The organism is Pelagibacterium xiamenense (assembly GCF_021166475.1).
In the GTDB taxonomy this organism is placed as follows: Bacteria; Pseudomonadota; Alphaproteobacteria; order Rhizobiales; family Devosiaceae; genus Pelagibacterium; species Pelagibacterium xiamenense.
This window is the reverse complement of sequence record NZ_JAJOYS010000002.1, coordinates 735,919-750,897: the sequence shown is the minus strand read 5'-3', so window position 1 is coordinate 750,897 and position 14,979 is coordinate 735,919. Positions and strand designations below refer to the sequence as shown.

At 63.2% G+C, this 14,979-nt stretch carries 8 protein-coding genes and 2 tRNA genes; 5 read left to right on the top strand and 5 right to left on the bottom strand.

What is annotated here, in order from left to right; translation table 11 throughout:
* Positions 1 to 3: 3 nt before the first annotated feature.
* Positions 4 to 4,692, bottom strand: a complete 4,689-nt coding sequence (gltB, locus tag LSG43_RS11550) for a glutamate synthase large subunit (RefSeq protein ID WP_231804687.1) — start codon at positions 4,690 to 4,692, stop codon at positions 4 to 6.
* 612 nt (positions 4,693 to 5,304) lie between these two features.
* Positions 5,305 to 5,763: an Hsp20 family protein gene (locus tag LSG43_RS11545; protein ID WP_231804233.1), complete on the bottom strand. Its 459-nt coding sequence runs from the start codon at positions 5,761 to 5,763 to the stop codon at positions 5,305 to 5,307.
* 406 nt (positions 5,764 to 6,169) lie between these two features.
* On the opposite strand from LSG43_RS11545, the gene LSG43_RS11540 reads away from it, so the two are divergent.
* A complete protein-coding gene (locus LSG43_RS11540) occupies positions 6,170 to 7,144 on the top strand; it encodes an alpha/beta fold hydrolase (RefSeq protein WP_231804231.1) in 975 nt (324 codons plus the stop codon).
* Between the two features lie 26 nt (positions 7,145 to 7,170).
* Here the strand turns inward: LSG43_RS11540 and hisN are convergent, their stop codons facing one another.
* Together hisN and LSG43_RS11530 are read right to left on the bottom strand one after the other, a co-directional pair.
* Positions 7,171 to 7,986, bottom strand: a complete 816-nt coding sequence (gene hisN / locus LSG43_RS11535) for a histidinol-phosphatase (protein ID WP_255714154.1) — start codon at positions 7,984 to 7,986, stop codon at positions 7,171 to 7,173.
* Positions 7,987 to 8,281: 295 nt separating this feature from the next.
* On the bottom strand, positions 8,282 to 9,163 hold the full coding sequence (locus LSG43_RS11530) for an N-formylglutamate amidohydrolase (protein ID WP_231804229.1): 882 nt from the start codon (positions 9,161 to 9,163) through the stop codon (positions 8,282 to 8,284).
* Positions 9,164 to 9,381: 218 nt separating this feature from the next.
* Here LSG43_RS11530 and cpdR point away from each other — a divergent pair, with 218 nt between their 5' ends.
* From cpdR to LSG43_RS11515, 3 genes are all read left to right on the top strand, one after another.
* The gene (gene cpdR / locus LSG43_RS11525; protein ID WP_304622653.1) at positions 9,382 to 9,741 is read left to right on the top strand and encodes a cell cycle two-component system response regulator CpdR; all 360 of its coding nucleotides are present in this window, start codon (positions 9,382 to 9,384) and stop codon (positions 9,739 to 9,741) included.
* A gap of 116 nt (positions 9,742 to 9,857) precedes the next feature.
* Positions 9,858 to 9,932: transfer RNA gene (locus LSG43_RS11520), tRNA-Val, on the top strand.
* Positions 9,933 to 9,987: 55 nt separating this feature from the next.
* A tRNA-Val gene (locus LSG43_RS11515) sits at positions 9,988 to 10,062 on the top strand.
* Positions 10,063 to 10,223: 161 nt separating this feature from the next.
* Here the strand turns inward: LSG43_RS11515 and LSG43_RS11510 are convergent.
* The gene (locus LSG43_RS11510; RefSeq protein ID WP_231804225.1) at positions 10,224 to 13,076 is read right to left on the bottom strand and encodes an autotransporter family protein; all 2,853 of its coding nucleotides are present in this window, start codon (positions 13,074 to 13,076) and stop codon (positions 10,224 to 10,226) included.
* 303 nt (positions 13,077 to 13,379) lie between these two features.
* On the opposite strand from LSG43_RS11510, the gene amaB reads away from it, so the two are divergent.
* On the top strand, positions 13,380 to 14,876 hold the full coding sequence (gene amaB / locus LSG43_RS11505) for an L-piperidine-6-carboxylate dehydrogenase (RefSeq protein WP_231804223.1): 1,497 nt from the start codon (positions 13,380 to 13,382) through the stop codon (positions 14,874 to 14,876).
* Positions 14,877 to 14,979 lie beyond the last annotated feature (103 nt).

The following is a 14,979-nucleotide window of genomic DNA, read 5'->3' as shown; positions in this document are numbered from 1 at the left end:
CCTTTATTCCGCGGCCGGGCGCTGCTTGGAGCCGCCCATGCGCTTCTGTTCCATTTCCCGCATCGCGCGGCGGTATTCGACGGGCATGACCTTCACGAATTTGGGGCGGTAGTGCTCCCAATTGTCGAGGATGGTCTTTGCACGGTCCGAGCCGGTGTAGTGCAGGTGGTTCGAGATGAGCTGGTAGAGCCGCTCGTCGTCGTGCCTGGTCATGTCGGCCGAGACGTCGACACGGCCGTGCCATTCGAGGTCGCCGCCGTGGTGGTGGAGCTTCTGCATGAGCTCCTCCTCCTCGGTGACGGGCTCGAGATCGACCATTGCGAGGTTGCAGCGGCGGGCGAAATCGCCCTCTTCGTCAAGCACGTAGGCAACGCCGCCCGACATGCCTGCAGCGAAGTTGCGGCCGGTCTTGCCGATGACGACGACGAGGCCGCCGGTCATATATTCGCAGCCGTGGTCGCCCGTACCCTCGACGACCGCGATGGCGCCGGAGTTGCGGACGGCGAAGCGTTCGCCGGCGACGCCACGGAAGTAGCATTCGCCCGAGATGGCGCCGTAAAGCACGGTGTTGCCGACGATCATCGATTCCTCGGGGACGATCTTCGCCTGGTCCGAGGGGCGGATGACGAGGCGCCCGCCCGAGAGGCCCTTGCCGACATAGTCGTTGGCGTCGCCAATCAGATCGAAGCTGATGCCCTTGGCGAGGAACGCGCCGAAGCTTTGCCCGGCGGTGCCGCGGAAGGTCACGGAGATCGTGTCGTCCGGCAGGCCCTTGAGGCCGTAGCGGGTGGCCAGTTCGCCCGAGAGCATCGCGCCGGCGGTGCGATTAAGCGACCGGATCGGCATTTCGAACTGCACCGGCTCGCGGTTTTCGAGCGCCGGCATAGCCTTCTTGATCAATTCGCGGTCGAGGACGGCCTCGAGGTGATGGTTCTGGGCCTCCGAATGGTAGATCGTGTCGCCGCCAAGGGGTTCGGGCTTATAGAAGAGCTTGGAGAAATCCAGGCCCTTGGCCTTCCAGTGGTTGACGAGCTGGGTCTGATCCAGAAGGTCCGAACGCCCGACGAGGTCGTTGAGCGACTTGGCGCCGAGCTGGGCCATGAGGCCGCGGAGTTCTTCTGCGACGTAGAAGAAGTAGTTGATGACGTGCTCGGGCGTGCCCTTGAAACGCTTGCGCAGAACCGGGTCCTGGGTGGCGATGCCGACCGGGCAGGTGTTCAGATGGCACTTGCGCATCATGATGCAGCCCGCAGCGATGAGCGGGGCGGTCGAGAAGCCGAACTCATCGGCGCCCAGAAGCGCGCCGATGAGGACGTCGCGGCCTGTCTTCAAGCCACCGTCGACCTGGAGCTTGACGCGCGAGCGCAGGCGGTTGAGGACCAGGGTTTGGTGGGTCTCGGCGAGGCCGATCTCCCACGGACCGCCGGCGTGCTTGAGGCTGGTCAGGGGCGAAGCGCCCGTGCCGCCATCATAGCCGGAAATGGTGATGTGATCCGCGCGCGCCTTGGCGACGCCGGCGGCGACGGTGCCGACGCCGACTTCGGAGACGAGCTTGACCGAAACGTCAGCCTTGGGGTTGACGTTCTTCAAATCGTAGATGAGCTGCGCCAGATCCTCGATCGAATAGATATCGTGGTGCGGCGGGGGCGAAATGAGCCCGACGCCCGGGGTCGAATGGCGCGTCTTGGCGATCACCCAGTCGACCTTGTGGCCGGGGAGCTGGCCGCCCTCGCCGGGCTTGGCGCCCTGGGCAACCTTGATCTGGAGCATGTCGGCGTTGACGAGATATTCGGTGGTGACACCGAAGCGGCCCGAGGCGATCTGCTTGATGGCCGAGCGTTGCGGGTTCATCGATCCGTCCGGAAGCGGGTTGAAGCGGTCAGGCTCCTCGCCGCCTTCGCCGGTGTTGGACTTGCCGCCGATCCTGTTCATCGCGATGGCGAGCGAGGTGTGGGCCTCGCGCGAGATCGAGCCGAAGCTCATCGCGCCGGTGGAGAACCGGCGGACGATGGACTCGGCGGATTCGACTTCCGAGATATCGACGGGCGCGCCGATGGGCTTGACGCCGAACATGGAGCGGATGGTGAGGAAGCGCTCGTTCTCGCCGTTGACGGCCCTGGCGAAGGCGTCATAGCGCTCCTGGGCGGATTCGGCGTTGATTTCCTTGGTGCGGACCGCGTGCTGCAGGCTTGCGACGATGTTCGGGTCCCAGGCGTGGGCTTCGCCGCGGATGCGGTAGGCGTATTCGCCGCCCACGTCGAGCGCCTTGCGCAAGATATAGTCATCGCCGAAAGCGAGGACGTGGCGGCGCAGGGTTTCCTCCGCGACAGCGGCGAGATCGACGCCTTCGATGGTGGTGGCGGTGCCGGTGAAGAACTTGTCGACGAGGCTCGTCGAGAGGCCGACGGCGTCGAAGATCTGGGCGCCGCAATAGGACTGATAGGTCGAGATACCCATCTTGGACATGATCTTCAAAAGCCCCTTGCCCACCGACTTGATGTAGCGATGGATGACCTCGTTGGCGTCGACCTCGGGCGGGAACTCGCCCTCGGCGTGCATGGCCGCGAGGGTTTCGAAGGCGAGGTAGGGGTTGATCGCTTCGGCGCCATAGCCGGCAAGGACGGCGAAGTGATGCACTTCGCGCGCTTCGCCGGTTTCGACCACGAGCCCGGACGAGGTCCGCAGGCCCTTGCGGATGAGGTGGTGGTGCACGGCGGCGGTGGCGAGCAGCGCGGGGATCGCGATGCGCTTGGCCGAAACGAGCCGGTCGGAGAGAACAATGATGTTGTGGCCGCCAAGGACGGCCTTTTCGGCGCGCTGGCAGAGCCGTTCGAGCGCGTCCGCCATCCCCTCGGCGCCCTTTTCGGCGTTGTAGGTGATGTCGAGCGTGACGGTCTGGAACTGGTTGTCGGCCATATCGCCGATGGCTCGGATCTTTTCGAGGTCCTCGTTGGTGAGGATCGGCTGGCGTACCTCGAGGCGCTTGACGGTCGAGAGGCCTTCAAGGTCGAAGAGATTGGGGCGCGGGCCGATGAACGAGACGAGGCTCATCACGGATTCCTCGCGGATCGGGTCGATCGGCGGGTTGGTGACCTGCGCGAAGTTCTGCTTGAAATAGGTGTAGAGGAGCTTCGGCTTGTCCGAAAGCGCCGAGATCGGCGTATCGGTGCCCATCGAGCCGACGGCTTCCTGGCCCGTCGTCGCCATGGGCGTCATCAGGTGCTTGACGTCCTCGGTGGTGTAGCCGAAGGCCTGCATGCGGTCGAGAAGGCTCTCGGTCGTCTGCGGGGCCTTGGGCTCGGTTTCGGGCAGATCCTCGAGCACGATCTGGGTGCGCGCCAGCCACTGGGCGTAGGGGTGCTTGCCGGTCAGGGACTTCTTCATCTCCTCGTCGGAGACGATGCGGCCCTCTTCGAGGTCGATCAGGAGCATACGGCCCGGCTGGAGGCGCCAGCGCTCGACGACGTCCTCGTCGGGAATGTCGAGCACGCCCGATTCCGAAGCCAGCACGACGTGGCCCTCGCGGGTGATGAGGTAGCGCGCGGGGCGGAGGCCGTTGCGGTCGAGCGTCGCGGCGATATAGCGGCCGTCCGAAAGGCACATGGCGGCCGGGCCGTCCCACGGCTCCATGAGCGAAGCGTGATACTCGTAGAACGCCTTGCGTTCGTCATCCATCAGGACGTTGTCGGCCCAGGCTTCGGGGATCATCATCATCGCCGCGTGGGGCAGCGAATAGCCGCCGCGCACGAGGAATTCGAGCGCGTTGTCGAAGCACGCGGTGTCCGACTGACCTTCATAGGAGATCGGCCAGATCTTGGAGATCTCGTCCCCGAAATGCTTTGAGGCGACCGAGGCCTGGCGGGCGGCCATCCAGTTGACGTTGCCGCGGATGGTGTTGATCTCGCCGTTGTGGATCGTCATCCGATAAGGATGCGCGAGCTTCCAGGACGGGAAGGTGTTTGTCGAAAAGCGCTGGTGAACGAGTGCGATAGCGCTCTCGAAGGCCTCGTCGTGGAGGTCGAGATAGAACTTGCCGAGCTGGTCGGCGAGGAACATGCCCTTGTAGACGATGGTGCGGGCCGACATCGAGACGATGTAGAAGCCGTTGTCCCCCTCGGATTCGGGGATTTCCTTATAGATGCGGTTGGAGATGACCTTGCGTGCGATCAGCAACCGGCGCTCATACTCGTCCAGGCTCAGCCCTTCGGGGCGCGAAACGAACATCTGTTCGATGATCGGCTGGGTCGCGATGACGCCCTCGGAAAGCGCCGAATTGTCGAAGGGAACGACGCGTTCGCCGAGAACCGAGAGGCCTTCGGATTCGAGGCACTTGCGCACGAGCGCGGCGCAACGGTCGCGCAGCGCGGTGTCGTTGGGATAGAAAATCATGATCGGCGCATAGGCGCCGGCTTCGGGCAGCGTGAAATCGACGCTCTTTGCGAAAAAGTCGTGCGGGATCTGTACGAGAATGCCCGCGCCGTCGCCCATCAGGGGGTCGGCGCCCACGGCACCGCGGTGCTCGAGGTTCTCGAGGATTTCGAGGCCCTTCTGCACGACTTCGTGGGACTTCTTGTTCTTGATGTTGGCAATCATGCCGATGCCACAGGCATCGTGCTCGTTGCGCGGGTCATAAAGCCCCTGGGCGGCGTTGACCGGTTTGGTCGCACGCACGGGTGCCGCAGAAACACTCATGTCGATCAAACGCTTGTCAAATTCGCCCATATCAAGGTCCTCGCCAAAGTCCCCGAAACGCTCTCTCCCGTCCGGGGGCAGGTCACTCCCTCGGGTCGTACGCAGTACGGCTCGGCGGGAGCGGCCTAATTTTACGTTATGGGCAGCACTGCATCCAAATGGCCACCCCCTGTTTCGGGCCGAACCGGCCCCGTTCTTTGGTCAGAAGCGTGCCGCAAAGCCGGCGCAGTGACCCCGAACGCCGCGCGAAGCCTCCGGGAGACGGATGGGCAGCGCGGTATTTCAAGCGCTCCTTCTTGCATAGAAATGCGCGAGGTTCACTTGAATTTATGTATCCTTGCCGGACCCGGCAACCGCCGGGGGCCCGGAAAGTCCCCCAATATTGGACAACAGTGCTGTCCTAATTGGCGCGCGAATTTGGCAGATTTTTCGCGTTCCGGCAAGTGGGGTGTGGAAATGGGCGGCGCAAACGCATCCGGGCGCCAGCACGGTGTGTGCCGGCGCCCGCGAGAAGCGCTTTAGAAGAGCAATGAGCAACGTGTTCTTTTTGACGTTGCCTTTATTGTGGACGGCGCGGCGGACCGCGCCGTTTCGTGTGCGGGGTATCCCCGCTTAGTTGACGGTCTGGTCCTCGATCGTCTTGCCGTTCGAGGACTTGATGTCGATCTGGCGCGGGCGCTTGGATTCGGGCAACTCGCGCTTCAATTCGATGTGGAGCAGGCCGTTTTCGAGGGAGGCGCCGGAAACCTCGACATGTTCGGCAAGCTGGAAGCGCAATTCGAACGCGCGTTCGGCAATGCCGCGATGGAGGAATTCACGGTTTCCCGAAGAGGCGCCTTCGGGTCGGGCGCCCTTGACCAGGAGGCTGTTCTCCTTTGTTTCCACGGCGATATCGCCCGGAGCGAACCCGGCCACCGCAACCGACACGCGATAGGCGTCTTCGCCGGTGCGTTCGATGTTGTAGGGCGGGTAGCTCTTGGCTTCCTCGCTCACGAGGTTGTCGAGACGCGAGAAAAGACGGTCGAAACCGACCGTGGAGCGGTAGAAGGGGGTGAAATCGAGACGTTGCATTTGTGTTCTCCTTTCAAAGCAAGAATCACGTCACCGTGCCGGAGCAAAACTCCCTTATTGGCGAGGCCAACTCCGGACTGCCGTCCCCGGTATATCCGGCGGACACACATCAAGTAGGTACGGCAATTTGGCGGTTCAAGTCCCCCGTGGGCGGGGCATTTCGAGCATATGAACGGAAAATGAATGGGGCACTCGGACCCCGTTCAGGCGCTGCCGGTTAGAACACCATCATGTGAACGACCGAAAGGCGTTCGCAACAGAACGCAGGCGCCATTCACCGCCCCCCGCAATGGGGCCTGCCGTTCCGGGAGCACCCGTCCGCCAGCGCGGGCAGGTGCTCCCTTTTCGTTTGTCAGCGCCCGCGCTAGTCCGTAGTCTTGCGGAAAACGCCAGAGCGCCGCGACCCGTGAATATCCACGCCCAACTTCCGTCAGCCCGTTTCCATACCATCGAGGCCAACCCGGTGCCTAAGGGCGGCCGCGCGGGGATCTTTACGGCCGCGGACGGGGTCAAGCTGCGCTATGGGCTCTTTCCGCGCGTGGGGGATGTCCATAAGGGCACCATCTGTCTCGTGCAGGGGCGGGCGGAATTCATCGAGAAGTACTTCGAGACCATCACCGATTTTCAAAAGCGCGGCTTTGCCGTCGCCACCTTCGATCTGCGCGGGCAGGGCGGGTCCGAACGGCTGGCGCGTAACCGCTCGGCGGGGCATGTCGAGGATTTCGAGGACTACTGGACGGATCTGAGGAGCTTTCACGGCCAGATCCTTCTGCCCGATTGTCCGCCGCCATATTTCCTCGTCGGGCATTCGACCGGCGGGCTGGTGGCGCTTCTGGCGGCGGCGCGGGACCGGATCATGTTCGATCGCGCATTCTTATGTTCACCCATGATCGGGCTCGACGGGCTGCCCATACGGATGAAATGGGCGCGGCGCGTGCTCGACGCCGCGCGGTTCCTGGGGTTCGGACGGATGCCGTTCGGACGCAGGGAAGACCGGGCGATGAGTGCGGAAACCTTCGAAGGAAACCCGCTCACCGGAGATCGGGCGCGGTATATGCGCGGTGCCGATACGCTTGCCGCCCATCCCGAGCTCGTCGTGGGCGCGCCTACGATATCCTGGATCGCCGCGGCCATGGCGGCCATGGAAGAGGCCAACGCGTTCGATTTTCCCGCCAGCCTCAAGATCCCCGTCTTCATCGCTGCAGCCGCCTGCGACCGGGTGGTTTCGACGGCGGCGACCGAAATGCTGGGGCTCAGGATGCGGACGGGCCATCACGTCGTGATCCCCGGTGCGCGGCACGAGATGTTCATGGAAACCGATGCGATCCGGGCGCAGCTTTTTGCGGCGTTCGATGCGTTTGTGACCGAGCAGAGTGAGTAGCGTGCTGCGGCGCACAGCCTCCCAAGTTACGCCAGCATGGCCTCGCGCAGCGTTTCCATGGCCTCTTCGTGCAATTGAGGTGTCGCGGCGGCGATGCAGGTGCCGCCCTTTTCGGCGCGTCCGCCGTCCCAGGTGGTGACGACGCCACCGGCGCCTTCGATGATGGGCACGAGGGGGGCGATGTCGACGTCCTTCAAGCCCGCCTCGATGACGAGGTCGATGTGGCCGGAGGCCAAAAGAGCGTAGCCATAGCAATCGAGCCCATAGCGGGTCTGGAGGACGCGGTCACGGATGGCGTGCCAGCCCGCGGCGTAAGGACCGGTAAAGAGTTCGGGAGAGGTTGTGGTGGCGCGCACGGCGGAAAGGCGCTGCACAGAACTGGTTTTCAGCGCTGCTTCGGCGCCGCCGCGGCGATATGCCGATGTGCCGGAAATGCCGGTCCAGGTCTCGCCGGTGAAGGGCTGTTCCATAAGGCCGGCGATGGCGCGGCCGTTGTGGGTGAGCCCGATCAGTGTGCCCCAGACGGGGACGCCGGAGATGAAGGCGCGGGTGCCGTCGATCGGGTCGATAATCCAGGTGAAGGCGCTGCCGGTGGTCTTGGCCTCCCACTCCTCGCCGATGATGGCGTGGTCGGGGAAATGACGGTGAATCACATCACGGATTGCGGTTTCCGCGGCCCGGTCGGCCTCGGTCACGGGATCGAAGCCGGTGGTCAGTTTATTGTCCACAGACAATTGCGTGCGGAAGTGGGAGAGGGTGAGGGCGCGTGCGGCGGCGGCGGCTTCCGTCATCGTGGCCAGGATCGAATCGGGAGCGGGCACGGCGTTTTGTGAATTTATCATGAAGTCCCAGACAGTTGGAAATACGGGCCTGAACCGGCCGAATGCAGGGCGCTCGCCACAGAGGTAAACAAAAGGTTCACAAAAGTGATTCCTTTTTGCAACACGAGTCGTGGATTGCATACACATTCGTGCTTAGCGGCTTGCGCTTTGGCTCAAAAAGGTTCAAGCACGATATTGCATGATGGTTTGGCAATTCATTGAGTCTTCTCCTGAAGGTGGGAATTGCCAACGTTTCCTCCCTTGACTGGGGCCGCTCCGAGCGGCCCACTCTTTTCTCTTCCCCAGAATTCGATGCTTATTCCGCCGCGGCCTGCGTGCGGGCGATGGACATGTAGTCGAAGCCGGCCAGCGCCGATACGAGGCTGGTGGCGAGCTTCTGCATGGGCGAGAAGCCCGAATGGCGCACGAGGGTCAATTCGTGCATGTAGAGATGGCGGCTGATCTCGATCTGCAGGCAATGCATGCCGTATTGCGGACGGCCATAGGTGCGGGTGGTGTGGCCGCCGGCATAGGGGCGGTTGCGGGCCACCTTGAGCCCGGCACTCGAAAAGACGGTTTCCACGAGATCCATGATGGCGGGCGCGCAGGTCGTGCCGTAGCGGTCGCCCAGAACGATGTCGGGGGCGGTGCGATCGTTGCCACGGTGCAGGCGCGGCATGGAGTGGCAGTCGATCAGGACCGCGATGCCGAAGCGGTTGACGGTTTCGGTCAGGAGCGCCTGGAGGGTCTTGTGGTAGGGTCGATAGATGCCCTCGATGCGCATGGCGGCGTCTTCGAGGGTCAGAAGTTCGCGGTAGATGGGGCGGTTTTCCGAGACGATGCGGGCGATGGTGCCCAGCCCGGCGGCGATGCGCGGGGAGGTTGTGTTGAAATGCTCGGGCAGCTTGTCGCGGAACATGCGCGGGTCGAGCTCGTAGGGCTCGCGGTTGATGTCGAGATAGGCGCGGGGGAAATGCGCCCTAAGCATGGGGATGCCCATATGCGGCGCGCGGGAAAAGAGCTCGTCGACATAGGCGTCTTCGGACTGGCGGATGGTGGTTTCGTCGAGCTTTGAGAGCGCGAGGAAACGATCCGGATAATCGCGGCCCGAATGGGAGGAGTTGAGAACGAGCGGCGCGATCTGGCGGCGGGGCCGGATGGTTTCGAAAGCCGGCCTATCGTGATAATCGCTGCGCACGCCTACCCCTTTTCTTTCTCGAATCCGTGCCTGGCCCCTCGCCGGCAAGTTTGCCCGTTGGCCGGGGAATTGTCCACCGCTACGCGGGGGCGGTAACCACACGGGGTAACCAAGCGAACAGTGAATCCCTATGCGCCCGATATTGTCTTGGCTATAGGTTCCGGCCAACATGCGAATCAGCAGGGCGAACGTCCCCGAAGGAAGCTCACGCGATGACGATGCACCGGATCCTCTTGGCCGAAGACGACTCCGACATGCGGCGGTTTCTCACCCGCGCGCTTAAAAATGCGGGCTATGATGTGGTCGCCTTCGACAACGGGAAATCGGCCTATGAGCGGTTGCGCGAGGAGCCGTTCACTTTGTTGCTGTCGGACATCGTGATGCCGGAAATGGACGGGATCGAACTGGCCCGGCGCGCGACGGAGCTCGATCCGGACCTCAAGGTGATGTTCATCACGGGGTTTGCGGCGGTCGCGCTCAACCCCGACAGCGAGGCGCCCAAGGGGGCGTCGGTGCTCTCGAAACCCTTCCATCTGCGCGACCTCGTGGGGGAAGTCGAGCGGCTGCTCGCGGCTTAGCCGGGGACGCTGTTACCGAAGGGTCATTTTCGCTTTTTGAGGCTTGACCGGGACGCGCGTTTTGTGGTCTATCCCGCATCACCGCGCGGGCCCAAGGGGCCAGCGTTCAAAGGAACGGGCGTGTAGCTCAGCGGGAGAGCACTACGTTGACATCGTAGGGGTCACTGGTTCAATCCCAGTCACGCCCACCATTCCTTTTCCAACCACCACCGCACCTTCATATTCCCCGTATCGGGTGCGGCAGGCGGGTGTGTAGCTCAGCGGGAGAGCACTGCCTTCACACGGCAGGGGTCACTGGTTCAATCCCAGTCACACCCACCATCCATTCCATAAATCGACAGGGCTTGGCGCGGTGCGCCGCAGTCGTCGGACGGCTGTTTGCACGTACCGAAAACGTCGGCCCCCGCTTCGACCGAATCGAAACGGGGGCGCAATGGTGTTGCCCAGGCGCGGCCGCGGGGTGCGCCCTGGACTATGTTCTTTTAGAATTTGACGCGGAGCCCGACCGAACCGGTGAGAGCGTAATCCGTGCCGAATTGTTCAAGATTGGTCCGCGCGGTGATTTCCCCGTGGAGGGCGGTTCTGTCGTCGTCGAAATTGAGCGTTCCGCCCAAGCCGATGCCGCCCCACGCGTCGCTCTCTGATGCCCCGAAGTCGACGCCGGCGACATCGACAGTGGCATTCGAGCGGATCGGCACGTAGAGGTTGGCAATACCGTAAACGTGCGAGCGGTCGGTGGTTCCCTCTTCATTCTCCCATTCACGCTGGTGATCGACGGACAGGCCGACGCGGCCGACAAGATCATGGCTATTTTCGAGCGAGACAGGTGCGCCGAAGGTGTCGGTGAATTCGTCGAAGGAAACCGACGTGTAGGTCAGTTGCGCCTGAGGCGTGATTGACCATTCCTCGTCAAGGTCGATGCGGTGGCCCAACTCGAGCCCGACCGCATAGCCGAACCCGTTGTTGCTGCCAACGAGTTCGCGTGCGGCAGTCGTCGAGGTGAGGTCGCTGCTCGACCAGGTGACCTGTCCCTGTCCGTCGAGGTAGAACCCGTTGTCGCCGTACCAGGTCAGCGCGCCGCCCAGGGAAAGGCCGCCGCTGCTGATGGTGCCGTCACCGAAACGCGATGTCACGGCGCTCACAAGCCGTCCATATTCAAGGCTGGCTTCAACGATCAACTCGCCGTCGTCGAAACTGCCCACCGGTGCGTCGAGGCCCGCGCGCAGGCCCCACACGCTGGCGTCGTATGCTACATCAACCGCAGTGGTCTCGGGGGAGAGACTGTGCCTGCCGGCTTGCATCTGTACCCAGAGGCCAGTGTCCTCCTGGGGATCGGCTTCGGACCAGTGGCGATTGCCTTTGCGCTGCTGGAGCGTGTCGAGTTCCGTGAACGCGCCTAACGCGCCCGCATAAGCCTGATAAACGGGGACGCCGGGCTGGTAGAGGGGTTCGGACGGCTCGGGGTCGGCGGGATCGGGGGGAAGCAGCGCCGAGCGCAGATACCAGTCCCCGTCCGCCGGGTCGCTGATGCTGCCCTGATAGAGCCGATAGGCATAAGCGCCGCCGACCACAGCCTGGTCGCCCTCGAATTCATAGTCGCCGAGCAGGCCGAACGCACCGTCGGACGTGCCGTCTACCTGCACGATCCGGATGCCTTCGTTTGTCAGCGCACCGGACCCGCCCAGATTGATGACCTCGACGTTCGTGGACCCCGAGGTGTTTCCGGTGACGTGGAGCAGGTCGGTGGCTGAGCTGTCGTCGCCGAGCACCGATTCGATCTCGAGCAGGCCACCACTGCCCGTATAGTCGCCGGCAACGGTCAACGTGCCGATGGAATTGCCCGGCGCGATGATGCCGGCGTTTTCGGTAACGCCCACGACGCCGGAGCCTTGCAGGCGCCCTTCGGTGAGGACGTTGAGGACGCCGCCGAGCGTTCCATTGACGGAAAGCGTGCCCCCCGAGACGTTGGCCGTGCCCGTGAAGCCAGTCTGGTCGTCGGTCATGATGGTATGACCGGCGAGGTGATTGAGCGTCCCGTCGCCGGTGACGCCGACGTCAAACGCGTAGTCGGTATCGGTGTGGTTGAAATTGACAACGCCGTCGGCATCGAGCGTGATGCCTGAGGCGTCCAGGGTGCCGGCCCCCGCCGCGATGTCCGCGCCGCCGAAATTGAGTGTGCCGCGGCTGCCAATGTCCAGTGCGGCGGCGCCGCCGCCAACCGAAACCTCGCCACCGTCGGCAATCGTCAGGCTGCCCGCGCCGGTGGCGCTACCGGCGCCGATATCCATTGTCGTGCCCGAGAATGTCGAGCCCGAACCCGAGACGGTGACGTCCGCATTGAGCGTTCCGCGACCGCTCGCAATCTGAACGTCCCCGGCGGAAACGGATGCGCCGTCCAGAATGTCCAGCGACCCGTTCATCATGAACAATCTACCGGTGGTCCGCCATTCGGTGTCTGTGCCCGACACGGTGGCGAAGACCTGTGCCCCATCCAGTCCCCTGCCGACCGATCCGAACGGTATGCCGCCCAGGTACAAATTGCTGGCGCCGGCAAGCCACTGCGCGCCATCCTCGATCGCAACGTTCACTGTTCCCGCTCTCGCAAGAAGACCGGAGCCGTCAATGGCCGAGCCGCTACCCGAAACGTTCAAGTTGACCGTGGTGGTTGAATAGCCGGAGACGGTAAAGCCTTGATCGCTTTCAAACCGCGCGCCGTCACCCACCGTCAATGTTGCTACAGAATTCTGGCCGCCGCCCAGTTTGAGTCCATCGGACCCTGTCGCGGCCAATCGCGTATCCGTGCCCGACACGACAAGGCTGGCTGTCGTGTTGTCGCCGTCTGCGATAGCCATTTGGAAGACGGTGCCGCCAACCGACGTACCGAATTCGACATCGCCACCCGTGATCTGTGTGGTCCCTTCACCCAGGTGCAGCCTCGAGCCATTGAGCAGCAATTGCCCGGCGCCGGCTTTGCTTACGGCTGAGCCGTCTGCCACAACGTTGCCGCTCAGCGTCAGGGATGCACCGCCATCGACGTTGAACGCGGGTGTGGTGAGCGTAAGCGTATTGCCGCCTGTAACGACGGCAATGTCTTTTCCGGCAACGTCCGGCACCGTGCCGGTGACGGTGAAACTGCTGGTCAGGTTGATCGTCGAGCTTGGATCACCACTCGCTTGCGCCAGTTCGATGGCATCGAACAGTTCCGCCTGATTCGAGACGTTGAAGGTCGCCCCCTGCGCCGGCGCCATCAGCATCGTGAGCACTGTAAGGCTCGCGGCAACCGGAAAAATCGAGCGAAGCCGCCGTGTCTTCATCGAAAAGGGATACGTCACCATGTCATTACTCAAATTTTTATATCAATGAGTGACATGTTAGTTGGAGGGGCGCCGACGTCAACCGCAACTTTATGAATTTATTGCGTAATCCGGTAAGGCGTTGTTGACGGGTTGCCGGGCGGTCATCTGAAACCTGCTCCTGCGCGTCGCGTTGGGGGGGCCGCGGCGGCGGGTTTTTCTGCCGTACCCCTGCAAACTCCCAACGCGAAACCACCGTTTGGCCATACGTCTGCGCTCGCATAGTCTCGGGAGACAACACGCCGCGATGAAGCGGTGGGATGATCAATGCGAGGAAACATCATCATGGCGCATGCGGATATTCTCAAAGCGAACGGTCTCGGAGACGCCGAACTGAAAGGCGGAGCGCTGGAGGTCGTCTCGCCGATCGACGGGGGGCATCTCGGTGACGTGAGGGTGCATTCGGGCGCCGATGTCGAGGCAATGATCCAAAGGGCCAAGACGGCGTTCGAGGATTGGCGGCGGGTGCCGGGGCCGCGGCGTGGGGAACTGGTCCGGCTTTTCGGGGAGGAATTGCGGGCGGCCAAGGATGCGCTCGGGGCGCTGGTGACGCTCGAATGCGGGAAAATCCTGCAGGAGGGGCTCGGGGAAGTTCAGGAGATGATCGATATCTGCGATCTTGCCGTCGGGCAGTCGCGGCAGCTTTACGGACTGACGATCGCGTCCGAGCGGCCCGGGCATGCCATGCGCGAGAGCTGGCATCCGCTCGGGGTCACCGGGGTGATTTCGGCGTTCAATTTCCCTGTGGCCGTGTTTGCCTGGAATTTCGCGCTGGCCACTGTTTGCGGCAATACCACGATCTGGAAGCCATCGGAAAAAACGCCGTTGACGGCCCTGGCGGTCGAAAAGATTTTCAAAAAGGCGCTCAAGCGGTTCGGGAGCGATGCGCCCGAGGGGCTGTTGCAGGTCGCGATCGGAGGCGCGGAAGTCGGGGAAGCGCTGACGGGCTCCAGGGACGTGCCGCTGATCTCGGCGACAGGGTCGACGCGGATGGGGCGGGCGGTCGGTCCCAAGGTCGCCGAGCGGTTCGGCAAGGCGATCCTCGAACTGGGCGGCAACAACGCCATGATCGTTGCCCCGTCGGCGGATCTCGAAAACGCCGCGCGGGCCATCGTCTTTTCGGCGGTCGGCACATGCGGGCAACGCTGTACGAGCCTGCGGCGGCTGATCGTGCATGAGGATGTGGCCGATGCGCTCGTTGCGCGTCTCAAGGCGGTTTATGAAGGGCTGCCGATCGGCGATCCGCTCGAAGATGGAGTGCTCGTCGGGCCGCTGATCGACGCGCGCTCGTTCGAGACTATGGAAAAGGCGCTCGCCGAGGCCAGGGCGCAGGGCGGGACTGTGACCGGCGGAGATCGGGCCGAGAGGGTTTCCGGTGGGGTCTATGTGCATCCGGCGATCGTCGAGATGCCGGGGCAGACCGAGATCGTCAAAACCGAGACGTTCGCTCCGATTCTTTATGTGATGCGATACAAGACGCTCGAGGAGGCGATTGCGCTGCAGAACGGCGTACCGCAGGGGCTTTCGAGTTGCATCTTTTCCACGGACGTCCGGGAGACCGAGACGTTCCTGTCAGCGGTCGGGTCCGATTGCGGGATCGCCAACGTCAATATCGGCCCCTCGGGGGCCGAGATCGGCGGCGCGTTCGGCGGGGAAAAGGAGACCGGCGGCGGGCGCGAGAGCGGGTCGGACGCGTGGAAGGCGTATATGCGGCGTCAGACCAATACCGTGAATTACTCCTCCGAACTGCCTTTGGCCCAAGGGATTAAGTTCGAAATATAGGCGATGTGGGCAAGCCCGCGTTAACCGCAAGAACAGTCTTTTCCGTTCCGGCGCGTCAGCGTCAGGACTCCCTTAAGTGTCGCCTTGCAAGACTGGCATGGAG

Excerpts from the sequence above, each read along its gene's own strand:
- gltB (WP_231804687.1), bottom strand. The coding sequence starts at position 4,692 with ATGAGTGTTTCTGCGGCACCCGTGCGTGCGACCAAACCGGTCAACGCC.
- LSG43_RS11545 (WP_231804233.1), bottom strand. The coding sequence starts at position 5,763 with ATGCAACGTCTCGATTTCACCCCCTTCTACCGCTCCACGGTCGGTTTC.
- hisN (WP_255714154.1), bottom strand. The coding sequence starts at position 7,986 with ATGATAAATTCACAAAACGCCGTGCCCGCTCCCGATTCGATCCTGGCC.
- cpdR (WP_304622653.1), top strand. The coding sequence starts at position 9,382 with ATGCACCGGATCCTCTTGGCCGAAGACGACTCCGACATGCGGCGGTTT.
- LSG43_RS11510 (WP_231804225.1), bottom strand. The coding sequence starts at position 13,076 with ATGGTGACGTATCCCTTTTCGATGAAGACACGGCGGCTTCGCTCGATT.
- amaB (WP_231804223.1), top strand. The coding sequence starts at position 13,380 with ATGGCGCATGCGGATATTCTCAAAGCGAACGGTCTCGGAGACGCCGAA.